The sequence below is a fragment of the Kitasatospora sp. SUK 42 genome (genome assembly GCF_015776785.2).
In the GTDB taxonomy this organism is placed as follows: Bacteria; Actinomycetota; Actinomycetes; order Streptomycetales; family Streptomycetaceae; genus Kitasatospora.
Map to the genome: position 1 here is coordinate 845,420 of NZ_LFMD02000002.1, position 22,440 is coordinate 867,859.

A 22,440-nucleotide genomic window follows, 5' to 3' on the forward strand; every position below is an offset into this window, starting at 1 on the left:
AACCAACGGCGGCACCCGGACGTCTCACGTCCGCGGTGCCGTCGTTCCGCGGCACCGAACCGGTCTGCCACGAGTCGGGGGGCTCGCATGTGGATATGGACGACGGCGACCTGGATGTACGTCCTGTGCCCGCCGGCCTGCTGGGCCGCGCTGGTCCGCACCCGGGTGGTGGGGGCGGTGGTCGGCGCCGTCCTGACCGGATGGGCCGTGCTGCTGATCGGTCTGATGTACGGATGGTGGGCCCTCCGGACGAAGGCCGAGATCGAGACCGGCTACCAGCTCATCGCGATCCTGGTGATCGCGGAGGGCGCGTGGGTCGAACGGTTCCTGCGCGGGCCGCGGCCGAAGGAGCGGGAGACCAACCGCTTCGGCGGGGCGGTGGCCGCGCTGACGGGCGCGCTGCTGATCTCCGCCATCACCGCCGTCTTCTACCCGGTGATCAACTCGCGGCCCTTCTTCCCGCGCCGGTCGGAGCTGCCGCTGCCACCGGGGCTGTCCATCCGGCACGACTCGGGCACCGGCGGCACCTGCGGCGACAGCGGCTGCCTCCGGGAGCTCGACATCGCCGGCCCCGACGGCCTCCCGCCCACCGAGATCGCCGCCCGGCTGCGCGCCGCGCTGCTCGCCGACGGCTGGACGCCCGAGAGCAACGGATCGCTGGAGCACCGGCACGGGTGGCTGCTGGACCGGCGCATGTCGCACGCCGGGATCACCGTGGGCCCGACGGGGGTCACGGTCGAGCTGGCCGGCCCCGGAAGGCCCCTCTTCCCGGTGACCTTCGCCCCTTGCCTCCACTACGGTCCCCTGCTCGCGGACACCCGTACGGAGTGCGAAGGTATGGTCGATATGACCACCTTCCGAGACGACGGGACGGAGACATCCGCGTGGCGCGCAGCGTGTACGTGACCGGCATCGACCGAGGGGACGGCCGGCAGGCGGTCGAACTCGGGGTCATGGAACTGCTCACCCGCCAGGTGGACCGGGTCGGGGTGTTCCGCCCGCTGGTGCACGCCACCGCTCCCGGCCAGCCCGGCTCGGACCACGTGGTCGAACTGCTGCGCGGGCGCTACCGGATCGACCTGCCCGGCCCCGAGCTGTACGGGCTCACCTACGAGGAGGCCGCCGCGCTGCAGGCCGCCCAGGGGCAGGACGAGCTGGTCTCCACCCTGGTGGACCGCTTCCGCGCACTGGAGCGCCGCTGCCAGGCGGTGCTGGTGCTCGGCACCGACTTCGCCGACACCAACATCCCGGACGAGCTGGCCTTCAACGCCCGCCTCGCCAACGAGTTCGGCGCCGCCGTGCTGCCGGTGGTCGGCGGGCACGGCGAGGACGCCGACGCGGTGACCGCCGAGGTGCGCAACGCCCACCGGGCGTACACCGACCTCGGCTGCGAGACCCTGGCGATGATCGCCAACAGGGTCGCCCCGAGCGCCAAGCAGCGGATCCAGCGCACGCTCACCGAGAAGCTGCCGATCCCCGCCTACGTCATCCCGGAGGAGCCGGCGCTGGCCGCGCCGACCGTCGCCCAGCTGGTCGAGGCGACCGGCGCCGACGTGCTCCTCGGCGACGCCTCGGGTCTGGCCCGGGACGTGCGCGGCTTCGTCTTCGGCGGCGCCATGCTGCCCACCTTCCTGGACGCGCTGACCGAGGGCGCCCTGGTCGTCACCCCCGGGGACCGCGCCGACCTGGTGATCGGCTCGCTGGCCGCGCACGCGGCCAGCGCCCCGCCGATCGCCGGCGTGCTGCTCACCCTCGGCCAGCACCCCGGCCCGAACGTCATGGCCCTGGCCGCCCGGCTCGCCCCCGGCACCCCGGTCGCGGTCGTCCCCGAGGGCAGCTGGCCCACCGCCGCCACCCTGACCCACCTGGAGGGCAAGCTCACCGCGACCAGCCCCCGGAAGGCCGAGATCGCCCTCGGCCTGTTCGAACTGCACGTCGACACCGCCGAGTTGACCAACCTGATCGAGGTCGGCCGGTCCGAGCGGGTCACCCCGATGATGTTCGAGCACGAGCTGCTGGAGCGGGCCCGGGGCGAGCGCCGGCACGTGGTGCTGCCCGAGGGCGCCGAGGAGCGGGTGCTGCGCGCGGCCGAGATCCTGCTGCGCCGCAACATCTGCGACCTCACCCTGCTCGGCGAGCCGGACGCGGTGCGCCGCAAGGCCGCGAGCCTGGGCATCGAGCTCCCGCAGGAGGAGCCGGGCGCCGACCGCGCCCAGGTCCGGATCGTCGACCCGGCCACCAGCCCGCTGCGCCGCCAGTTCGCCGAGCTGTACGCGAAGCTGCGCGCCCACAAGGGGATGACCGTCGAACTGGCCCTGGACGTGGTCACCGACGTCTCCTACTTCGGCACCCTGATGGTGCAGGAGGGCATCGCCGACGGCATGGTCTCCGGCGCGGTGCACTCCACCGCGGCGACCATCCGGCCCGCCTTCGAGGTGATCAAGACCTCGCCGGGCGCCGCGATCGTCTCGTCCGTCTTCTTCATGTGCCTGGCCGACAAGGTGCTGGTGTACGGCGACTGCGCGGTCAACCCCGACCCGGACGCCCAGCAGCTGGCCGACATCGCGATCCAGTCCGCCGCCACGGCCGCCCAGTTCGGGGTCGAGCCGCGGGTCGCGATGCTCTCGTACTCGACCGGCACCTCCGGCTCGGGCGCGGACGTCGACAAGGTGCGCAAGGCCACCGAGCTGGTCCGCGAGCTGCGCCCGGACATCCTGGTCGAGGGCCCGATCCAGTACGACGCGGCGGTGGACGCCCACGTCGCGGCCACCAAGCTGCCGGGCTCGGCGGTGGCCGGGCGCGCGACCGTGCTGATCTTCCCGGACCTCAACACCGGCAACAACACCTACAAGGCCGTCCAGCGCTCGGCCGGCGCGGTCGCGGTCGGCCCGGTGCTCCAGGGGCTGCGCAAGCCCGTCAACGACCTCTCGCGCGGGGCGCTGGTGCAGGACATCGTCAACACCGTCGCGATCACCGCCATCCAGTCCCAGGACCGCAAGGAGCCCGGCGCATGAACAAAGGCACCCGCGTTCTCGTCCTGAACGCCGGCTCCTCGTCGGTCAAGTACCAGCTGATCGACATGCTGGACGGCGCCAAGCTGGCCTCCGGGCTGGTCGAGCGGATCGGCGAGCCCAGCGGCCGCCTGGTGCACACCCCGCGCTCGGGCGGGCCGCGCGAGGTGTTGCAGGTCTTCCCGGACCACTCGGCCGCGTTGAAGGCCGTCGCCGAGGAGCTGACCGCCGACGGGCTCGGACTGGACTCCCCCGAGCTGGCCGCGATCGGCCACCGGGTGGTGCACGGCGGCCTGCGGTTCACCGAGCCCACGGTGATCACCGACGACGTGCTCAAGGAGATCCGCCGGCTGATCCCGGTGGCGCCGCTGCACAACCCGGCCAACATCACCGGCATCGAGGTGGCCCGCGCGCTGCGGCCCGACCTGCCGCAGGTGGCGGTCTTCGACACCGCCTTCCACGCCGCGATGCCCGAGTACTCGGCCCGGTACGCGATCGACAAGGACGTCGCCGACGAGCACCGGGTGCGCCGCTACGGCTTCCACGGCACCTCGCACCAGTACGTCTCGCGGGCGACCGCCCGGCTGCTCGGCAGGGACCCGGCCGAGGTCAACGTGATCGTGCTGCACCTGGGCAACGGCGCCTCCGCCTCGGCGGTCAGCGGCGGCCTCTGCGTGGACACCTCGATGGGCCTGACCCCGCTGGAGGGCCTGGTCATGGGCACCCGCTCGGGCGACATCGACGCCGGCGTGGTGTTCCACCTGCACCGGGTCGGCGGGATGTCCATCGACGAGATCGACGACCTGCTCAACCGCCGCAGCGGCCTGCGCGGGCTGTGCGGCGACAACGACATGCGCGAGATCATGCGCCGGGCCGAGGCCGGGGACGCGGACGCCAGGCTCGCCTTCGACTCGTACATCCACCGGCTGCGCAAGTACATCGGCGGCTACTACGCGGTGCTCGGCCGGGTGGACGCGATCGCGTTCACCGCCGGCGTCGGGGAGAACGCGGCACCGGTGCGCGCGGCGGCCACCGCGGGCCTGGAGGAGCTGGGCATCGCCGTCGACCCCGAGCTGAACTCGGTGCGCTCCGGCGAGGCCCGGATCATCTCCCCCGGGTACGCCCGGGTGGCGGTCGCGGTGGTGCCCACCGACGAGGAGCTGGAGATCGCCCGACAGGCCTTCGCCCTGGTGCACCGGGAGGGCGAGAGGTCCGAGGACTGACACTCAGTCGTCTCGTTCCTCGGAATCCTTCGTCGGCGATTCCCCATGATTCGTTCCGAATGCACCTATAACACGAACGGATAGACTGATCCATATGCGCCGAGCGAAAATTGTCTGCACCCTGGGTCCGGCGACGGACTCCTACGAACAGCTGAAGGCCATCGTCGAGGCGGGCATGAACGTCGCCCGACTCAACATGAGCCACGGCAACCACGCGGACCACGAGGAGCGGTACCGCAAGGTCCGCCAGGTCTCGGAGGACACCGGCAAGGCCATCGGCGTCCTGGCCGACCTCCAGGGTCCCAAGATCCGTCTGGCGACCTTCGCCAACGGTCCGGTGACCGTCGACAACGGCGACGAGTTCACCATCACCACCGAGGACGTTCCCGGTGACCAGCACATCTGCGGCACCACCTACAAGGGCCTGCCCGGCGACGTGAAGCCCGGCGACCCGATCCTGATCAACGACGGCGTCATCGCCCTGGAGGTCGTCAGCGTCGACGGCCCGCGGGTGAAGACCGTGGTGATCGAGGGCGGCGTGCTCTCGAACAACAAGGGCATCAACCTGCCCGGCGCGGCCGTGAACGTGCCCGCCCTGTCCGAGAAGGACAAGGACGACCTGCGCTTCGCGCTGCGTCTGGGCGTCGACATGGTCGCCCTGTCCTTCGTCCGCAACGCGGCGGACATCAAGGACGTCCACGAGGTCATGGACGAGGTCGGCATCCGGGTGCCGGTCATCGCCAAGATCGAGAAGCCGCAGGCCGTCGAGGCCATGGAGGAGATCGTCCTCGCCTTCGACGCCATCATGGTCGCCCGCGGCGACCTGGCCGTGGAGTACCCGCTGGAGCGGGTGCCGCTGGTCCAGAAGCAGCTGATCACGCTGGCCCGCCGCAACGCCAAGCCCGTCATCGTCGCCACCCAGATGATGGAGTCGATGATCCACGCCTCGCGCCCGACCCGCGCCGAGGTCTCCGACGTCGCCAACGCGATCCTGGACGGCACCGACGCGGTGATGCTCTCCGCCGAGTCCAGCGTCGGCAAGTACCCGGTCGAGACCGTCCGCACCATGAGCCGGATCTGCGAGAAGGCCGAGGAGGAGCTCGTCTCCCAGGGCCTGCAGCCGCTCAACCCGGGCCGCAAGCCGCGTACCCAGGGCGGCTCGGTCGCCCGCGCCGCGTGCGAGCTGGGCGACTTCCTGGACGGCAAGGCGCTGGTCGCGTTCACCAAGTCCGGTGACACGGCCCGCCGACTGTCCCGCTACCGTTCGCCGATCCCGGTGGTCGCGTTCACCCCGGACGTGGCCACCCGCAACCAGCTCTCGCTGAGCTGGGGCGTCCAGGCGTACGTCACCGAGCAGGTCGCCACCACCGACGCGATGGTCGCGCAGGTCGACCGCGAGCTGCTGCGGATGGGCGAGCTGCACGAGGGCGACACCGTGATCGTCACCGCCGGTGTCCCGGTCGGCGTCCCCGGCACCACCAACATGGTGCAGGTGCACTCCCTGGGCAGCCACGGCGAGTGACACCCCGTCACGACGACGCCGGTGGGGCGGTCCTCCTTCGCGGAGGGCCGCCCCACCGGCGTTGGTGCGTCGGCTACTTGTCGCTGTAGGGCGCGTTGTCGTTGAACATGTGCATCCCGGGGATGTGCAGGGTGCCGCCGAACTGGCCGGCCTGCTTGGCGGTGACGCCGGTCAGCTCCAGGTCCAGCGGGATCGGGATGGAGCCGATCAGGTCGTACAGCCAGCGCGGCAGGGTGTCCGGGGTGAGGGTGATCTCGCCCAGGTCGATCGGGATCGGCAGGCCGAGCACCTTGGACAGGTGGCCGGAGAGCCGCTCCACGTACATGGTGACCGGGCCCTGGCGCATGGTCGAGGTCGAGCCCGGGGCGCCCTGGACGTGGAAGGTGACGCCGTTGCCCTCCAGGGTCGACATGTCGAGGTTGTCGATGTCCACGCTGTCGACGACGAACTTCAGCACCCGCTTGCTGCCGGTCGGGGTCTTCACGTCGTAGACGCCGTGGAAGGCCGCGCCGTGCAGGGCCAGCCGGCTGGTCAGCAGCGTCCAGTTCTGCTCCGGGACGACGTGGCCGGGGGCGGCCGCGCCGGCGGTCAGGCCGCGGGCGTCCACATCGCAGTTGGGGTTCGCGGTGGGCGAGGCGGTGGGCGAGGCCGACGGCGAACCGGAGGCGCTCGTGGTGGGCGCCGGGGCGTCCGCCGACGGGGCCGCGGAGGGCTCCGCCGTGGAGGTCGCCTTGTCCGTCGGCTTGCCGGCCGGCGCGGTGGCGGCCGGGGACGGCTGCCCGCCGGAGGGCCCGGCGTCCGAGGGCTGGGCGGCGGGCGGTGCGGCCTGCTGGGCACCGGTGGTCGGGGCCTGCGGCTGGGTCTGCGACTGGGACGGCTGCGCCGGGGTGCCGACCCTCGGGGCCGGGGCGGCCGGGGTCGCGGGCGCCGTGGCGCTCGGCGTCGGACTGGCCGAACCGCCCGGGTTCAGCAGGTGGTTGACGCCGCCGAGGAGGTCGTCGATCAGCCCCGCCCGGCTCGCGGTGGCGGTGCCACCGTCGGCGCCCTGGTAGACCGCGCCCACCGCGCCCGAGCCGCCGGTGGTGGCGGAGCGGACGGCGGGCGGTTGGGTGCCGGGCGGCGGGGTGGCCGCGGCTCCGGTCGGGGCGTCGGTCGGCCCGGTGGTCGGCGCGGTGGTCGGTGCGGTGGTCGACGGCTGGGTCGGCACCGAGGTCGGCCCGGTGTCGGGAGTGGCGCCCGGGCCGGGCGGCGGCTCGGGCAGCTCGCTCTTGGGGACGGGCGTCTCGATCGGCGCGACGTCCGGTACGGCGACCGGCGCGTTGCCGCAGGGCTTGCCCGCCGTGGACTCGGCGAGCGCCGGGTTGGGCGTGTAGGCCGCGGCCATCAGCAGGGCCGTCGGGACCGCGGCCATCGCCAGCGCCCGGCCCCGCAGCCGGATCCGTACCGGCGGGCGCGGCGCGGCGTGCCGGCCGGAGCGCGGTGCGGGGACGGCCGCGCCGTCGGCTTGCTCGGCCTGGCCGGTCACCGCGCCTCCTCCGGTTGCTCGGCGCCGCCCTGCTGCGGAACGACGGGCGCGGCGGCTTCGGCTGCTTCAACTGCTTCGGTGGCGGGCGCCTTCGGCGCGCCCTGGGCGGGCAGCACGGCGGTGGGCGCCTCGGCGGCAGCGGCGGGCTCGGTGGCGACGCTCTCCGCCACCGCGCTCTCGGCCACCACGCTCTCCGCCACCGGATCGGCCGCCCGCCCGGCCCGGCGTCCGCGGTGCCCCTCGGCGGCCTCGGTCGAGGGCTCCGGCAGCGGCGCCCAGGAGACCAGCAGCCCGCCGCCGATCAGGCCGGGCAGCAGGGCCAGGCCGAAACCGGCCAGATTGGACATCGGGATCGAGACCAGCGTCAGCAGGATGGTCGCGATGCCCGCGAAGACCCGGACGGCCTTCTGGAACCACCCGGTGATGCCGAGGGCGATCATCAGGACGCCGATGAGCAGCGAGCCGGCTCCCGCCGTGGTCGACATCGCGATGGTCACGCTGCCGAGCGCCAGGTGCGCGTACGGGAAGTAGAGGATCGGGACGCCGGCGATCATGGCCAGCAGGCCGCCCCAGAAGGGCCTGGTGCGACGGAACGTGCGGAATCCCCGCCAGAACGACCCGATCGGATTCTGGCGGCCGGTCCGGGTTTCGACCGTTGCGCTGGACATGGTGCGGCTCCTCGGCATCGCTACGAGGGGAAAACGACTGGCACGGAGCCGGGAGCGGCGGAACCCGCCGCCCCCGGCCCGCGAAGGACCCGTCCATCGGGCGCGCCCGTCGGCACGCCGTCAGGCGGGGCTCAGTAGCACTCGTTGCCCGGACCGTCGCCGTGCTTGAGCGACAGGCTCAGACCGCTGAGCACGAACTTCCCGGCCGAGGTGGCACGGGCGGTCTGCTCGACGTTGTCCAGCGAGGCCGACTTGGCGGCCTGGGAGAAGCCGGTGGGACCGGTCGGCAGGCCCTTGCCACCGCCGGCGGCGGAGACACCCGGGTGGGGCGTCCAGCCCTGGGTCGCCGTGCCGGGGAGGGTGGAGGCGTCCTGGCCGATGTTGATCTGGTTGAAGGTCGCGTCGGCCTTCAGCTGCTCCATGTCGATGAGCAGGTTGTCGGCGTGCACCGGCTTGGAGCCGGCGCCGCCGGCGTTCAGCTGGAGGGTGATCTTGCCCAGGCCGAACCCGGACAGGTCGGTCACCACGGACTGGCACATGTTGGTGATGTCGGCCGAGTCGAAGGCCGAGACGGCGACCGGGTGCGGCGTGCCGTTGGCCTCGATGTCGACGGTGCCGAACTGGGAGAAGTTCGTGCCCTCCAGGTGCGTGGCCTTCACCTTGAACTGCTGGCCGGAAATGCTGAACGAGGCGGCGAGCGCGCTGTTGGCGATCGAGACGCCGACCATCGCGGTGGCCGCGACGCTGGGCACCATCACCAGGGCGAAGCGCTTCCAGCGGGTCTTGCCGTAGGTCTTGGACATGCGAGTCCTCCTTCTAGGACGTACATCTCCGGCTCCCCGGCGGTGCTTCCCGCACCGGTGGGGGCCTGGGATGGGAGAGAGCTACGTCCTCGGTAGCGGAGAGCGCCTTGGGCGTCGTCGGACGCGGGAGCGGCCTGCGTGCTGCGGCACTCCCGTCCCGAAACCGGCCGCCCCTGCGGGACGGCGGGTCGGACCGACGACATCGGCGATCACCCCCGAGCGACAACCAGCGACCGCGCAGGGCCGCGCGGCCGGTCGAGGACAGGAACCGCCGTGGGACCGCGGATACCCCCCTGCCCTCCCTACCGCCGGCCGGGGCCGGCGGATCGCCCGGTGGGGATCCCTCGCTCCTCGTGGCCGACCGGCTGTCGGAGGGTGTGGAGTCTGGGACCGGGCGTGGCCGATCGTGCTTGAATCCCGGGCGAAGCACAAGAGGTGCCTTACTGACGGGTAATGCAACAACAGGTGGCGTTGATCATGGAATTGCCCCGAGTTGCACCGTGCGTGACGTCTTGAAGGAATCGTGGCGACGAAATCCGCCGGAAACACCAGCGAAACACCCGTGGGTGGTCACGATGCGTGACCACCCACGGGTGAAATCAAGATTTGGTAAACCTCTGTCCGGTTGACCGGATTGTCGCCAAATCACCAGGCGACACCGCAGGTCATCCGCCGTGCCAGACGGTGCACCGCCACCCGTCCGGAAACCGGCCCGAGGCAGGTCCGGCACGGGACTTGAGCCGGGATCAGAACAGCACGCGGGCCAGCGCCGTACGGGCCGCGACGACCCGCGGGTCCTCCGGGCCGATCACCTCGAACAGCTCCAGCAGGCGCAGCCGGGCGGTGTCCCGGTCCTCACCGGCCGTCCGCCCCACGGTGTCCACCAGGCGCCCGAAGGCGTCCTCGACGTGGCCGCCCACCAGGTCCAGGTCGGCCGCCTGGAGCTGGATCTCGACGTTCTTCAGGTCGGCGGCGGCCGCCGTCCGGACGGCCTGCAGGTCCAGGCCCTCGATCCGCTGCAGCAGCTCGGCCTGGGCCAGACCCAGCTTGGCCTCGGTGTTGCCCGGCTGCTCGGCCAGCACGTTCCGGTACGCCTGGATGGCGCCGCCCAGGTCGCCGGCGTCCAGCGCGTCGTGCGCGGCGGACAGCGCCGGGTCCTCGGGGCGCTGCGGGGCGGCGGCCGGGGCCTCGCCCGGGGCGACCGCGCCGCCGGCCACGCCGAAGCGCTGCTCGGCGACCAGGATCAACTGGTCCAGCACCTTGCGGACGTTGGCGGCGCTCTCCGCGCCCTGGAACAGCGGCACCAGCTGGCCGGCGACCACGGCCATCACGGCCGGGATGCCCTGGATGCCGAACTGCTGGGCGATCAGCTGGTTGGCGTCCACGTCGATCTTGGCGAGCACGAAGCGGCCGGCGTACTCCTCGGCCAGGCCCTCCAGGATCGGGCTGAGCTGCTTGCAGGGGCCGCACCACTCGGCCCAGAAGTCGATGACGACCGGCACCTCGGTGGAGCGCTGGACGACCTCGGTCTCGAAGGTGTCCTCGGTGACGTCGATGACGAGCTGGTAGGCGGGCTGGTCGGGGGCGATGCCGGACGCTTCGGCGGCGGCCGCCTGGCGGGCCCGCTCGACCCGGGCCTGCTCGGCCTTCTGCGCGGCCTCACCGGCCGCCTTCACTGCGGCGAGGTCGACCGCACCGCGCAGGGCGGAGCTGTTGAGACGCGAATTCCGTGGCTGCATGGCACCATCCTCCCCCGTCCGCGCTGCTCGCGGGCACCAACCTCCGGAAGTTCGCCCCGCGCGGGCTGCGCGGTACGGGTTCCCGGACGGTGCACGCCTCCCCCGGTAGCCTGAACCGTTCGGCACGGATCCCCACCCGTGCCCGCGCCGCCCCCGTCCCACGGGATGCGGCGCCTGGTTGTCACTGCTTTCGCTACGGGTCGTAGCGTAACTGGAGCCGGTGCCCCGGCCGCAAGCCCCGCCGACGGTTCGGGGACGTGACCTGCCCCACTTTCCCGGCCCGCCCGGCTGCCCGAATCGACGAACAGTCGCTACCGTTACCAGCCCCACCCAAGTTACTTACCAGTAAATCGCAAGGAGACCCGGTGCCGGCCGCCCAGCCCTCCGCGAGCCCGGACTGCACGGTCCGGGGCAGCACAGTCCAGGAGGGGGCGAGCGCGTCCCGGGCCAAGGGCCGCCCGCGCAGCGCCGCCGCCGACCTCGCGATCCTCGACGCCACCCGCGAGACCCTCGCCGAACTCGGCTGGGGCGGGCTGACCATGGGCCACGTCGCGACCCGCGCCAAGGTCGCCAAGACCACCCTCTACCGCCGCTGGCCGTCCAAGAACGAACTCGTGGTCGACGCCGTCGCCAGCCTCTTCGACGAACTGGTGATGCCCGACCTCGGCAGCCTGCGGTCCGACATCCAGGCCGTGGTGACCCAGTTCGCCGACCTGCTGGCCCGCCCGGAGACCCAGGCCGCGCTGCTCGCGCTGTTCGCCGAGGGCACCCGCGACCCGCAACTGCGCCGGCGGATCCGCGAGGCGATCGTGGACCCGCAGAAGCGCCTGGTCCGGCAGGGCCGGGCGGCCGCCCAGGCGCGCGGAGAACTCGAACCGGACACCGACGCCGAGTCCGCCCGCGAGGAGGTCGACATCATCTTCGACACCATCGCGGGCACGGTCGAGCACCGCGTCCTGGTCAGCGGCGAGCCGATCACCGCCGAGTGGACCAGCCGCTTCACCGACCTGCTGCTCGGACCGCTCACCGCGGCCTGAGCGCACCCGGGCACACGGAGGCCCGAACGCACGAAGGGGCCGCCCCGTACGAACCTCCGTACGGGGCGGCCCACTTCCAGCGGTCAGAACATCGCGTTCTCCTGGTACGTCCCCCACTCCTGCCGCAGCGCGTTGCAGATCTCGCCCAGGGTCGCCTCGGCGCGCACCGCGTCCAGCATCGGCGGGATCATCGAGTCGCCCGAGCGCGCCGCCGCGAGCATGGCGTCCAGCCCGGCCCGCACCGCCGCCTCGTCCCGGGCCGCCTTGCGCTCGCCCAGCACCCGGACCTGCTCGCGTTCGACCTCGTGGCTGACCCGCAGGATCTCCAGTTCGGGGGTGACACTGCGCGGATGGCAGTTGACGCCGACCACGCGCTTCTCGCCCTTCTCCACCGCCTGCTGGTACTGGAAGGCCGCCTCGGCGATCTCGCCGGTGAACCAGCCCTCCTCGATCCCGCGCAGGATGCCGGAGGTGATCGGGCCGATCTCGTGGTCCTCGCGGCCCTTGTCGAGGATCCGCTGGAAGATCGCCTCGGCCTGCTGCTCGATCCGGTCGGTCAGCGCCTCGACGTACCAGGAGCCGCCCAGCGGGTCGGCCACATTGGTGACGCCGGTCTCCTCCATCAGCACCTGCTGGGTGCGCAGCGCGATCTCGGCGGCCTGCTCGGAGGGCAGCGCCAGGGTCTCGTCCAGCGCGTTGGTGTGCAGCGAGTTGGTGCCGCCGAGCACCGCGGAGAGCGCCTCGACGGCGGTGCGCACCACGTTGTTGTACGGCTGCTGCGCGGTGAGCGAGACGCCGGCGGTCTGGGTGTGGAAGCGCAGCCACTGCGCCTTGTCGGTCTTGGCGCCGAAGCGGTCGCGCATCCAGCGGGCCCAGATCCGGCGCGCGGCGCGGAACTTGGCGATCTCCTCGAAGAAGTCCAGGTGCGCGTCGAAGAAGAAGGACAGGCCGGGCGCGAAGACGTCCACGTCCAGGCCCCGGGACAGGCCCAGCTCGACGTAGGCGAAGCCGTCCGCGAGCGTGTACGCCAGCTCCTGCGCGGCCGTCGCCCCGGCCTCGCGGATGTGGTAGCCGGAGACGGACAGCGGCTTGTACGCGGGGATGCCCTGGGCGCAGTGCGCCATCAGGTCGCCGATCAGGCGCAGGTGCGGCTCGGGGGCGAAGAGCCACTCCTTCTGCGCGATGTACTCCTTGAAGATGTCCGTCTGGAGGGTGCCGTTGAGCACCGCCGGGTCCACGCCCTGGCGCTCGGCGGCGACCAGGTACATGCAGAAGATCGGGACGGCCGGGCCGCTGATCGTCATCGACGTGGTGACCTCGCCGAGCGGGATGCCGTTGAACAGCACCTCCATGTCGGCGGCCGAGTCGATGGCCACGCCGCAGTGGCCGACCTCGCCGAGCGAGCGCGGGTCGTCCGAGTCGTAGCCCATCAGGGTGGGCATGTCGAAGGCGACCGAGAGGCCGCCGCCGCCCGCCTCCAGGATCATCCGGTAGCGCTCGTTGGTCTGCTGCGCGTTGCCGAAGCCGGCGAACTGGCGGATGGTCCAGGTGCGGCCCCGGTAGCCGGTGGGGTGCAGCCCGCGGGTGTACGGGTACTCACCCGGCCAGCCGATCCGCTCGAAGCCCTCGTAGGCCTGCCCGGGGGCGGGGCCGTACACCGGCTCGACCTCGTCACCGGAGAGGGTGGTGAAGTCCGCGTCCCGCTTGCGGGCCTTGTCGTACCGCTGCTGCCAGCGCTGCCGTCCGCGCTCGATCTCCTCGGCGTCCATGGGCCGAACTCCGCTCCGTACGGCCGCCTCGCCACCGGGCGGCACAGCTGTTAGGACGTCCTACTAATTTACTCGGACGTCCTAACAGTTGTCGATGGAGGCCCGCCCACGAACCACGGCCCCCGGGCCCCGAAACCCCCCGAACCCCCCGAAACGCCGGGAGCGCCCCTCCCCGGTCGGGGTGGGGCGCTCCCGGTACGGGATGCCGCGGCTCAGACGCCGGCCGCCTGGCGGGCGCCGCCGCCCGCCGGGAGCTTCTCGGCGGCCTCGCCGGCCACCTTGCGCTCGAAGACGAAGGAGAGGAACGGGATGCAGCCCGCGGCCAGGGTCAGCACGAGTCGGCCGAGCGGCCACTTCAGCTTCTGCCCGAGCAGGAAGGTCACCACGAAGTACCCGATGTACAGGTAGCCGTGGAGCATCGCGACGTAGGTGGTCACGTCCTTGGCGGTGTCGAAGCCGTACTTCGCGATCATGAAGCCGCAGAACACCAGCAGGGCCACACCGGTCGCAATGGCCAGGCCGCGGTACCAGCCCAGCAGGGGGGTCGCCTTCATACTCTTCCTCGCCTCGCTCGGCAGTTTCGGCCGGTACGCCCGGATCCGCGCACCGCTCCCACGAGGGTAGCCGTCCTCACGGCCGCTCCCGCGCAGCCCCCTCGTCCGGCTCGGAGAAGTCGCCCGCCGCGATCCGCAGCGGCTTGAGCAGTTCGAACACCTGGCGGCACTGCTCGGGGCCGTACTCCTCCAGTCCGAACTCCATCGCCATGAGCTCCCGGGTGGCCTCCTCGACCACCTCGCGCCCGCGCCCGGTGATCGTGGCGAGCACCCCGCGGCCGTCCAGCGGGTTGGGGCGGCGGGCGACCAGGCCGGCCCGCTCCAGCCGGTCGACGGTGTTGGTGACGCTGGTCGGGTGGACCATCAGCCGCTCGCCGATCTTGGACAGCGAGAGCTCACCGGTCCGGCTGAAGGTCAGCAGCACCAGCGCCTCGTAGCGGGCGAAGGTCAGCCCGTACGGCTTGAGCACCGCGTCGACCCGGGAGAGCAGGATCTGGTGGGCGCGCATGATCGAGGTGATCGCCGCCATCGAGGGGACTCCGCCCCAGCGGCGGGTCCACAGCTCGTCGGCGCGGGCGATCGGATCGAAGTCGAGTGCGAGGGGCTTGGCCATCACCTAACCGTACCGGCGCGCAGGACGCGTGCTACCAGCCGTCCTGATGGTGGACAAGCGCGACGCGTGGCGGGAACCCGCCAATCGGACGGCCAGGTCCATACCTGGACATTGCGCCGGTGTGAACGCGCGGCAACGGGCTCCGGGCGCACCGGTGTTGGCCGACGAACGGCCCACCGCCGCACTATCAGGCCTCGGTTCGGACCGGAACCCGCTGAAAGGCAGGGCGGGAAGTCCCCTTTGTCCTTCCGTTCACAATCCTTCGCCTTGGCGGGACTTGGCCAATTCATGAGCAAGACCTGTCATTTGATTTGCTCGATTGTCATGCTTTCCGCCAACCCCGTTCGGTAGCCACCACCCCCACCCAACCGGTGGCGAGCCGTACGACCGCTCGGGGTCCTCGCACGTCAGCGCCCGTTCCGCCCCGAAGGTGCCGAACCCGGCCCCCGGGACGTGGCGCGACCGCGCCCACACGCGGTTTCCCGGAAGGACTCGTCCGTGAAGCGAAAGCTCGCAGCAGTCGCCGTACTCTCCGCCACCGCCCTGCTCACCGGGATCGTCCAGGCGAGCACCGCCGCCACCGCCGGCGCGGCCCCCGTCGCCGCGGCGCAGGCCGCCGACCACCAGGCCGCCGCGCTCGCCCTGGCCGGCGGCCAGTCCGGTCCACTGGCCAAGGCCCTCGCCCTCGGCGGCCAGGAGCAGCTCGTCGCCAAGGACGCGGTGGTCGACAAGGACGGCACCCGGCACCTGCGCTTCGAGCGCACCTACGCCGGACTGCCGGTGCTCGGCGGCGACCTGGTCGTCCACCAGAACGCGGCCGGCGCGGTGAAGTCCGTGGACAAGGCCGTCACGACGAAGCTCGACCTGCCCAGCCTCAGCCCGAAGATCCCCGCGGACAAGGCCGCCGACCAGGCCACCGGCGCCGTCCAGGCCACCATAGGCATCGCCGCCGACAAGGACGAGTCCCCGCTGACCGCGGTGCACCAGACCGGCAAGGCCGAGCTGGTGGTCTGGGCCAGCGACGGCAACCCGCGCCTGGCCTACCGGACCACGGTCGAGGGCGTGCGCGCCGACGGCACCCCCAGCAGCCAGCTGCTGGTCACCGACGCCGCCACCGGCCAGGTGCTCTCCACCCACGAGCAGGTGCAGACCGCCGCCGGCTCCGGCACGGGCGTCTTCGTCGGCAACGTCCCGCTGACCACCACCCAGAGCGGCACCTCGTACCAGCTGAAGGACGCCACCCGCGGCGGCCAGTCCACCTACAACCTGAGCAACAAGACCTCCGGCAGCGGCACCCTCGTCGCCAACAGCACCAACGTCTTCGGCAACGGCCTGGCCTCCAACAAGGAGTCCGCCGCCGTGGACGCCCAGTTCGGCGCGGCCACCACCTGGGACTTCTACAAGAACACCTTCGGCCGCAACGGCATCAAGAACAACGGCGTCGGCGCCACCAGCCGGGTCCACTACGGCTCCAACTACGTCAACGCGTTCTGGAGCGACACCTGCTTCTGCATGACGTACGGCGACGGCGCGAGCAACACCCACCCGCTCACCGAGCTGGACGTGGCCGGCCACGAGATGACCCACGGCGTCACCTCCGCCACCGCGGGCCTCAACTACTCGGGCGAGTCCGGCGGCCTGAACGAGGCCACCTCGGACATCTTCGGCACCCTGGTCGAGTTCTACGCCAACCTGCCCTCCAACCCGCCGAACTACTGGCTCGGCGAGCTGATCAACATCAACGGCAACGGCACCCCGCTGCGCTACATGGACAAGCCCTCCAAGGACGGCGCCTCGGCGGACTACTGGTCCTCCTCGGTCGGCAACCTGGACGTCCACTACTCCTCGGGTGTGGCCAACCACTTCTTCTACCTGCTGTCCGAGGGCAGCGGCGCGAAGACCATCAACGGCTTCAACTACAACAGCCCGACCTCCAACGGCTCGACGGTCACCGGCATCGGCCGGGACAAGGCCGCGCAGATCTGGTACCGCGCGCTGACCGTCTACTTCACCTCCACCACCAACTACGCGGGCGCCCGCACCGGCACCCTCAAGGCCGCCGCGGACCTGTACGGCTCCGGCAGCGCCGAGTACAACGCGGTCGCGGCCGCGTGGAGCGGCGTCAACGTCAACTGACGCACGGTCGGCCTACCGCTGACCTACGGCCTTGGCGGCGCCCCGGCGCCGTCAAGGCCGTCCCGCCGTCAAGGCCGTCCGCTGTCAAGGCCGCCCCGTTGGCGGAGTCCCGCCAGCGGGACGAACCGCGGATTCCGGGCAATGGACGGCAACCGAACCATCCGTACCGGCGCTGGCGACTCTCGGCCAATCCCCCGAGGCGCCCTGTCCTTTCCTGTCCCCGATTGTCATGCTTCTGACCAAGCTCCCGTCCGGCGCCCCGTCTCCCCCACCCAACGGGCAGGGCGTCAGCAGTCGCACGGGAGCCGCACGTCCGCGCCCTACCGCCCCCAACGGCGCCAAACCCGGCGCCCCGGTACGCGGCGCACCCGCAGGCACCCGCGGGTCTCGTGGAAGGAACCCCCGTACGTGAAGCGAAAGCTGACACTCCCGGCGGTACTGTCCGCCGCCGCCCTGCTCGCCGGGGTCGTCCAGATCGCCGCCGTCCCCGCCGCCCAGGCCGCCGCCCCGGCGCCCGACCAGCAGTCGGCCGCGCTCGCCCTGGCCGGCGGCCAGTCCGGCCCGCTGGCCACGGCCCTCGCCCTCGGCGGCCAGGAGCAACTCGTCGCCAAGGACGCCGTGGTCGACAAGGACGGCACCCGGCACCTGCGCTACGAGCGCACCTACGCCGGACTGCCGGTGCTCGGCGGCGACCTGGTCGTCCACCAGCGCCCGGACGGCTCCGTCGGCTCGGTGGACCGGGCCTTCACCGGCCGGCTGTCGGTGCCCGGCCTCACCCCCGGCCTCGCCGCGCCCCAGGCCGCCGAGCGGGCCACCGCCGCGGTGCGGGCGACCGTCGGCCTCGCCGCCGACCGGGACGAGTCCGCGCTCAGCCGGGTCGACGGCGCCGACGCGCCCGAGCTGGTGATCTGGGCCGCCGACGGCGCGCCGCGGCTGGCCCACCGCACGGTGGTGCGCGGCGAGCGGACCGACGGCACCCCGAGCCGCCAGGAGGTCGTCACCGACGCCGCCACCGGTCAGGTGCTGTCCAGCCAGGAGCAGGTGCAGACCGCGACCGGCACCGGCAAGGGCGTCAACGTCGGCACCGTCACGCTGACCACCACCCAGAGCGGCACCTCGTACCAGCTGAAGGACGCCACCCGGGGCGGCCAGTCCACCACCGACCTCAAGGGCGGCACCTCGGGCAGCGGCACGCTCTTCAGCAACACCACCAACTCCTGGGGCAACGGCTCGCCCTCCAACCGCGAATCCGCCGCCGTGGACGCCCAGTTCGGCGCCGCCGTCACCTGGGACTACTACAAGAACACCTTCGGCCGCAACGGCATCAAGAACAACGGCGTCGGCGCCGCGAGCCGGGTCCACTACAGCTCGAACTACGTCAACGCGTTCTGGGACGACTCCTGCTTCTGCATGACGTACGGCGACGGCGCGAGCAACACCCACCCGCTCACCGCCATCGACGTCTCCGGCCACGAGATGAGCCACGGCGTCACCTCCGCCACCGCCGGCCTGATCTACTCGGGCGAGTCCGGCGGCCTCAACGAGGCCACCTCGGACATCTTCGGCACCATGGTCGAGTGGTACGCCAACCTGCCGGTGAACCCGCCGAACTACTGGATCGGCGAGAAGCTCAACATCAACGGCAACGGCACCCCGCTGCGCTACATGGACAAGCCCAGCAAGGACGGCGCCTCGGCCGACTCCTGGTACTCGGGCGTCGGCAACAAGGACGTCCACTACTCCTCCGGCGTCGCCAACCACTTCTTCTACCTGCTCGCCGAGGGCAGCGGCGCCAAGAGCATCAACGGCTACAGCTACAACAGCCCGACCTCCAACGGCTCGACGGTCACCGGCATAGGCCGGAACAAGGCGGCCGCGATCTGGTATCGCGCGCTGACCGTCTACTTCACCTCCACCACCAACTACAAGGCCGCCCGCACCGGCACCCTCAAGGCCGCGTCCGACCTGTACGGCGCCACCAGCGCCGAGTACAAGGCGGTGGCGGCGGCCTGGAGCGGGGTCAACGTCAACTGACCCCCCTGGACCACTTCCGGTAAGAAACGGCGACAGGCTGCCGCGGCCCTTTGGGAGAGGAGGCCGTGGCAGCCTGTCGACCGTCCACGAGAGCGGGAGGGGCTACGCGGTGGCGGGCTTCAGCTCGCCGCGCTCCTCCTGGGCGAGGGTGCGCTCGGCGAAGAAGCCGCCGAACGGCAGCACCGACAGGACGAACAGCAGGACGCCGCGCTTGGCGTCCCACTTCTGCGCCTGCCAGGCCTGGATCCAGAAGACCACGTACAGGATGAACAGGATCCCGTGGACCATGCCCATCACCGGGACGGCGTCGAAGGACGTGGTCCGCTTCAGCACCGAGCAGATCAGCAGCAGGATGAAGGAGATTCCCTCGGGGGCGGAGACCAGGCGCAGGCGGTGGACGGCGCTGCTGTTCACGATGGATACCTCAATACGGGGGTCGGAGGCGTGGGCGCACTTGTGAAGCGACTCACAAGCCTTCCGGTCATTATCACCGAGCACATGTCCGAACCCCGGGCCGGGGGTGGCCACCGTGCCCGATGTCACAGCTCTGCCCCGGATCCGCGACCGGACGCGGCGATCCGCCACCCGCACCCCCTATCCTCTTGCCGCGCGCCCACCGAACCGGGCGCCGCGGGCATCGCACACGGGGGGTAGCCACCACATGTTCAAGCGCGACTGGAACCGCAGGACCTGCGCCAAGCGCGGCCACATCACCTACGCGCCGGCCGAGCCCGAGCTCGCCGCCCGGCTGCACGCCGCCACCGCCCTCGGCGACGCCTGGCGCTGCCTGCGCTGCGGCGACTTCGCGCTCGGCGCCCCGCACGGGTCCGGCCCGGCGCAGGACGCCCCGCTGGTGCCGCGCGGCAAGGCGCTGCGGGACCTCTTCATCCTGCGCTTCCTGGCCGTCGAGCGGGTGCTGCGCGGCATCGTGATCATCCTGATCGCGTGGGGCGTCTGGAAGTTCTCCAACAGCCAGGACGCGGTGCACCGGGTCTTCGACGAGGACCTCACCGTGTTCAGGCCGGTCGCCGACCACTTCCACTGGGACCTCGAACACGCCCCGATCGTCGAAACGATCCGCAAGACCTTCGGCTTCCAGAAGAAGACCCTGCTGATCGTCGCGGGCGCGCTGGTGGCCTACGCGCTGATCGAGATCGTCGAGGCGGTCGGCCTCTGGCTGAACAAGCGCTGGGCCGAGTACCTGACCGTGGTCGCCACCGCCGCCTTCCTGCCGCTGGAGGGCTACGAGCTGAGCCACCACGTCAGCGCGGTGAAGATCTGCACCCTGGTGCTGAACATCGCGGCGGTGCTCTGGATCATGCTCTCCAAGCGGCTGTTCGGCCTGCGCGGCGGTGTGGTGGCCTTCGAGGCGGAACGCCACTCGGCCTCGCTGCTGGAGGTCGAGGAGGCGGCCGGCACCGTCCCGCACCCCGGCCACGGGGCGCACACGCGGGCGTGACCGGCGCGTTCTCGACAGCTTTTCGACAGCCTGGTAGCGGTTCGCCCCCGCCCTCTCGCCCGGCCGTGCCCATCGCGGCTAGATTGCGGCCGTGGCACAGTTCAGACTCCAGGGATCACGGGTGCTCGCCGTCGAGCTGGCCGGCGAGGCCGTCAAGGCCCGGCACGGCTCGATGGTCGCCTACACCGGGCAGATGACCTTCAAGAAGCTGACCGGCGGCGGGGACGGACTGCGCGGCATGGTCACCCGCCGCCTCACCGGCGAGCGGATGACCGTCATGGAGGTGAAGGGGCAGGGCACCTGCTACTTCGCCGACCAGGCCACCGAGATCAACCTGGTCCGGCTCAGCGGCGAGACGCTCTACGTCGAGGCGGACAACCTGCTCTGCACCGAGGCCGCCCTGCACACCGGCACCAGCTTCACCGGGCTGAACGGCGTCTCCTCCGGCAACGGCCTCTTCACCACCAAGGTGGAGGGGCACGGCTGGGCCGCCGTCACCTCCAACGGGCCGGCCGTCATCCTGCGGGTCGACAAGGACATGCCGCTGCGGGTCGACCCGGGCGCGTACATCGCGCACACCGGCAGCCTGCACCGCAGCCTCAGGTCGGGGGCGGGCTGGACCACGGTGATCGGCGAGGGCGGCGGCGAGGCCGTCCAGGTCGAGTTCACCGGCGAGGGCCTGGTGTACGTCCAGCCCTCGGAGCGGACCACCGTCGGGGGTGACGTCTGATGGGCTTCACCCGGATCAACGGGAAGATGGTCGAGGCCCGGGTGGTGCCCGGGCAGCGGCTGTTCAGCCAGCGCGGCGCGATGCTCGCGTACACCGGGGACGTCCGGTTCACCCCGAACATCACCGGCGGGCAGGGCGGGGTGATGTCGATGATCGGCCGCCGGGTCGCCAACGAGGACACCCCGCTGATGACCGTCGAGGGCCAGGGCCGGGTGATGTTCGGCCACGGCGGCCACCACGTCCAGGTGATCGACCTGGCCGGCGAGACCCTGTTCGTCGAGGCGGACCGGCTGCTCGCCTTCGAGGGCACGCTGCGGCAGTCCACCGTCTTCCTCGGCTCGCAGGGCGGGGTGATGGGCATGGTCCGCGGCCAGGTCAGCGGCCAGGGCCTGTTCACCACCCGGCTGGAAGGCCACGGCTCGGTCGCGGTGATGGCCCACGGCGGCGTCTTCGAGCTGCCGATCGTCCCCGGCCAGCCGGTGCACGTCGACCCGCAGGCGTACGTGGCACACCGCGGCGAGGTGCGCAACAAGCTGTCCACGGCGATCGGTTGGCGCGAGATGATCGGCCGCGGCTCGGGCGAGGCGTTCCAGCTGGAGCTGTCCGGGCAGGGCGCGGTGTACGTCCAGGCGAGCGAGGAGAAGCTCTGATGTCCTACCCGCCGCAGCCGCCGTACGGGCAGTCGCCGTACGGGGGGTCGCCGCACGACCAGCCGACCCAGCCGGGCTTCGCGGTGCCGCCCATGCCGCCCGCACCTCCGCCGCCTCCCCACCAGCCGTACGCCCAGGAGCGGTTCGGCGGCCCGCAGGCCCCGCTGCCGACCATGCACGACGCCCCTCGCGGCCCGGTGGTGTACGACGCGTACAGCCTGCCGGCCAACGACAACGTCAACCCGTACGCCTTCGCGGTCGAGCTGAACGGCTCCTACTTCCTGCAGAAGGGCAAGATGGTCGCCTACTACGGCGACATCACCTTCCGCGGCGTCGGCGCGGGGATGGTCGACCGGGTGCTCGGGCAGCACTTCAACTCGCCGCTGCACGCGGCGGACTGGGTGGTCGCCCAGGGCCGGGGCAAGCTGCTGCTGGCCGACCGGGCCTTCGACCTCAACTCGTACGACCTGGACGACGGCAACCTGACCGTCCGCTCCGGCAACCTGCTCGCCTTCGACCCGACGCTGCGGCTCAAGCAGTCGATCATCCCGGGCTTCCTGACCCTGATCGGCACCGGCCGCTTCGTCGCCGCCTCCAACGGCCCGGTGCACTTCGTCGACCCGCCGATCCGGGTGGACCCGCAGGCGCTGGTCGGCTGGGCGGACTGCCCGGCGCCGTGCCACCACTACGACCACGAGTACCTGCACGGGGTGGTGGGCGGCCTGCGGCGGCTGACCGGGATCGGCGGGGCCTCCGGCGAGGAGCACCAGTTCGAGTTCATCGGCGCCGGGCAGGTGCTGCTGCAGTCCAGCGAGCGGCTGATGGCCGAGCGGTCGGTCGGCCAGGTGGACGCCGAGGCGGGCGTCCCGGTCGGCGGGGTGCCCGTCCAGCCGGGCCACGGCGGCAACCCCAACACCCCGGGTCTCGGTAACCTGGGCGAACTCGGCAGGCGTTTCGGCCTCTAAAC

19 protein-coding genes are annotated in these 22,440 nt (G+C 71.8%); 11 read left to right on the top strand and 8 right to left on the bottom strand.

All coding sequences use genetic code 11. The features are described 5' to 3' along the window. Window positions 1-87 precede the first annotated feature (87 nt). From RZ50_RS03505 to pyk, 4 genes are all read left to right on the top strand, one after another. On the top strand, window positions 88-906 hold the full coding sequence (locus RZ50_RS03505; RefSeq protein WP_196951302.1) for a hypothetical protein: 819 nt from the start codon (window positions 88-90) through the stop codon (window positions 904-906). After that, window positions 885-3,014: a phosphate acetyltransferase gene (gene pta, locus RZ50_RS03510; protein ID WP_217680213.1), complete on the top strand. Its 2,130-nt coding sequence runs from the start codon at window positions 885-887 to the stop codon at window positions 3,012-3,014. Before RZ50_RS03505 ends, pta begins: the two co-directional genes overlap by 22 nt. After that, complete coding sequence (locus tag RZ50_RS03515; RefSeq protein WP_196951300.1) at window positions 3,011-4,234, top strand: acetate kinase; 1,224 nt, start codon at window positions 3,011-3,013, stop codon at window positions 4,232-4,234. Before pta ends, RZ50_RS03515 begins: the two co-directional genes overlap by 4 nt. A gap of 94 nt (window positions 4,235-4,328) precedes the next feature. Beyond that, window positions 4,329-5,756: a pyruvate kinase gene (gene pyk, locus RZ50_RS03520; protein ID WP_196951299.1), complete on the top strand. Its 1,428-nt coding sequence runs from the start codon at window positions 4,329-4,331 to the stop codon at window positions 5,754-5,756. A 73-nt stretch (window positions 5,757-5,829) separates the two neighbouring features. On the opposite strand, the gene RZ50_RS03525 is transcribed toward pyk, so the two are convergent. From RZ50_RS03525 to RZ50_RS03540, 4 genes are all read right to left on the bottom strand, one after another. After that, window positions 5,830-7,281, bottom strand: coding sequence for a hypothetical protein (locus RZ50_RS03525; RefSeq protein WP_217680215.1), 1,452 nt, complete (start codon window positions 7,279-7,281; stop codon window positions 5,830-5,832). Continuing rightward, window positions 7,278-7,949, bottom strand: a complete 672-nt coding sequence (locus tag RZ50_RS03530; protein WP_196947227.1) for a DUF6114 domain-containing protein — start codon at window positions 7,947-7,949, stop codon at window positions 7,278-7,280. Before RZ50_RS03530 ends, RZ50_RS03525 begins: the two co-directional genes overlap by 4 nt. Window positions 7,950-8,080: 131 nt before the next feature. Further along, window positions 8,081-8,752, bottom strand: coding sequence for a DUF6230 family protein (locus tag RZ50_RS03535; protein ID WP_196947226.1), 672 nt, complete (start codon window positions 8,750-8,752; stop codon window positions 8,081-8,083). Window positions 8,753-9,498: 746 nt separating this feature from the next. Beyond that, on the bottom strand, window positions 9,499-10,491 hold the full coding sequence (locus tag RZ50_RS03540) for a tetratricopeptide repeat protein (protein ID WP_196947225.1): 993 nt from the start codon (window positions 10,489-10,491) through the stop codon (window positions 9,499-9,501). 365 nt (window positions 10,492-10,856) lie between these two features. Here RZ50_RS03540 and RZ50_RS03545 point away from each other — a divergent pair, with 365 nt between their 5' ends. Beyond that, window positions 10,857-11,528: a TetR/AcrR family transcriptional regulator gene (locus RZ50_RS03545; protein WP_196947224.1), complete on the top strand. Its 672-nt coding sequence runs from the start codon at window positions 10,857-10,859 to the stop codon at window positions 11,526-11,528. Window positions 11,529-11,611: 83 nt separating this feature from the next. Here RZ50_RS03545 and RZ50_RS03550 read toward each other — a convergent pair whose 3' ends face one another. The 3 genes from RZ50_RS03550 to RZ50_RS03560 form a co-directional block, all read right to left on the bottom strand. Then, window positions 11,612-13,297 carry a methylmalonyl-CoA mutase gene (locus RZ50_RS03550; protein WP_196947223.1) on the bottom strand — a complete coding sequence of 562 codons (1,686 nt, stop codon included), beginning with the start codon at window positions 13,295-13,297 and terminating at the stop codon, window positions 11,612-11,614. A 212-nt stretch (window positions 13,298-13,509) separates the two neighbouring features. Continuing rightward, entirely contained in the window at window positions 13,510-13,851 is a 342-nt protein-coding gene (locus RZ50_RS03555) for a DUF3817 domain-containing protein (RefSeq protein WP_196947222.1), read from the bottom strand. A gap of 76 nt (window positions 13,852-13,927) precedes the next feature. Further along, on the bottom strand, window positions 13,928-14,464 hold the full coding sequence (locus tag RZ50_RS03560; protein WP_196947221.1) for a MarR family winged helix-turn-helix transcriptional regulator: 537 nt from the start codon (window positions 14,462-14,464) through the stop codon (window positions 13,928-13,930). Window positions 14,465-14,962: 498 nt separating this feature from the next. Here RZ50_RS03560 and RZ50_RS03565 point away from each other — a divergent pair, with 498 nt between their 5' ends. Next, window positions 14,963-16,600: a M4 family metallopeptidase gene (locus RZ50_RS03565; protein ID WP_196947220.1), complete on the top strand. Its 1,638-nt coding sequence runs from the start codon at window positions 14,963-14,965 to the stop codon at window positions 16,598-16,600. A 408-nt stretch (window positions 16,601-17,008) separates the two neighbouring features. Next, window positions 17,009-18,634, top strand: coding sequence for a M4 family metallopeptidase (locus tag RZ50_RS03570; protein WP_308271315.1), 1,626 nt, complete (start codon window positions 17,009-17,011; stop codon window positions 18,632-18,634). 102 nt (window positions 18,635-18,736) lie between these two features. On the opposite strand, the gene RZ50_RS03575 is transcribed toward RZ50_RS03570, so the two are convergent. Beyond that, window positions 18,737-19,048 carry a DUF3817 domain-containing protein gene (locus tag RZ50_RS03575; protein ID WP_374199864.1) on the bottom strand — a complete coding sequence of 104 codons (312 nt, stop codon included), beginning with the start codon at window positions 19,046-19,048 and terminating at the stop codon, window positions 18,737-18,739. Between the two features lie 247 nt (window positions 19,049-19,295). On the opposite strand from RZ50_RS03575, the gene RZ50_RS03580 reads away from it, so the two are divergent. The 4 genes from RZ50_RS03580 to RZ50_RS03595 all read left to right on the top strand — a co-directional run bounded on the left by RZ50_RS03580 (window position 19,296) and on the right by RZ50_RS03595 (window position 22,438). Further along, window positions 19,296-20,093, top strand: a complete 798-nt coding sequence (locus RZ50_RS03580) for a DUF2127 domain-containing protein (RefSeq protein WP_196947218.1) — start codon at window positions 19,296-19,298, stop codon at window positions 20,091-20,093. Between the two features lie 91 nt (window positions 20,094-20,184). Next, window positions 20,185-20,823, top strand: coding sequence for an AIM24 family protein (locus tag RZ50_RS03585; protein WP_196947217.1), 639 nt, complete (start codon window positions 20,185-20,187; stop codon window positions 20,821-20,823). Further along, window positions 20,823-21,473 carry an AIM24 family protein gene (locus RZ50_RS03590; protein WP_196947216.1) on the top strand — a complete coding sequence of 217 codons (651 nt, stop codon included), beginning with the start codon at window positions 20,823-20,825 and terminating at the stop codon, window positions 21,471-21,473. Before RZ50_RS03585 ends, RZ50_RS03590 begins: the two co-directional genes overlap by 1 nt. Before the next feature lie 173 nt (window positions 21,474-21,646). Next, window positions 21,647-22,438: an AIM24 family protein gene (locus RZ50_RS03595; RefSeq protein WP_196947230.1), complete on the top strand. Its 792-nt coding sequence runs from the start codon at window positions 21,647-21,649 to the stop codon at window positions 22,436-22,438. Window positions 22,439-22,440: the final 2 nt, after the last annotated feature.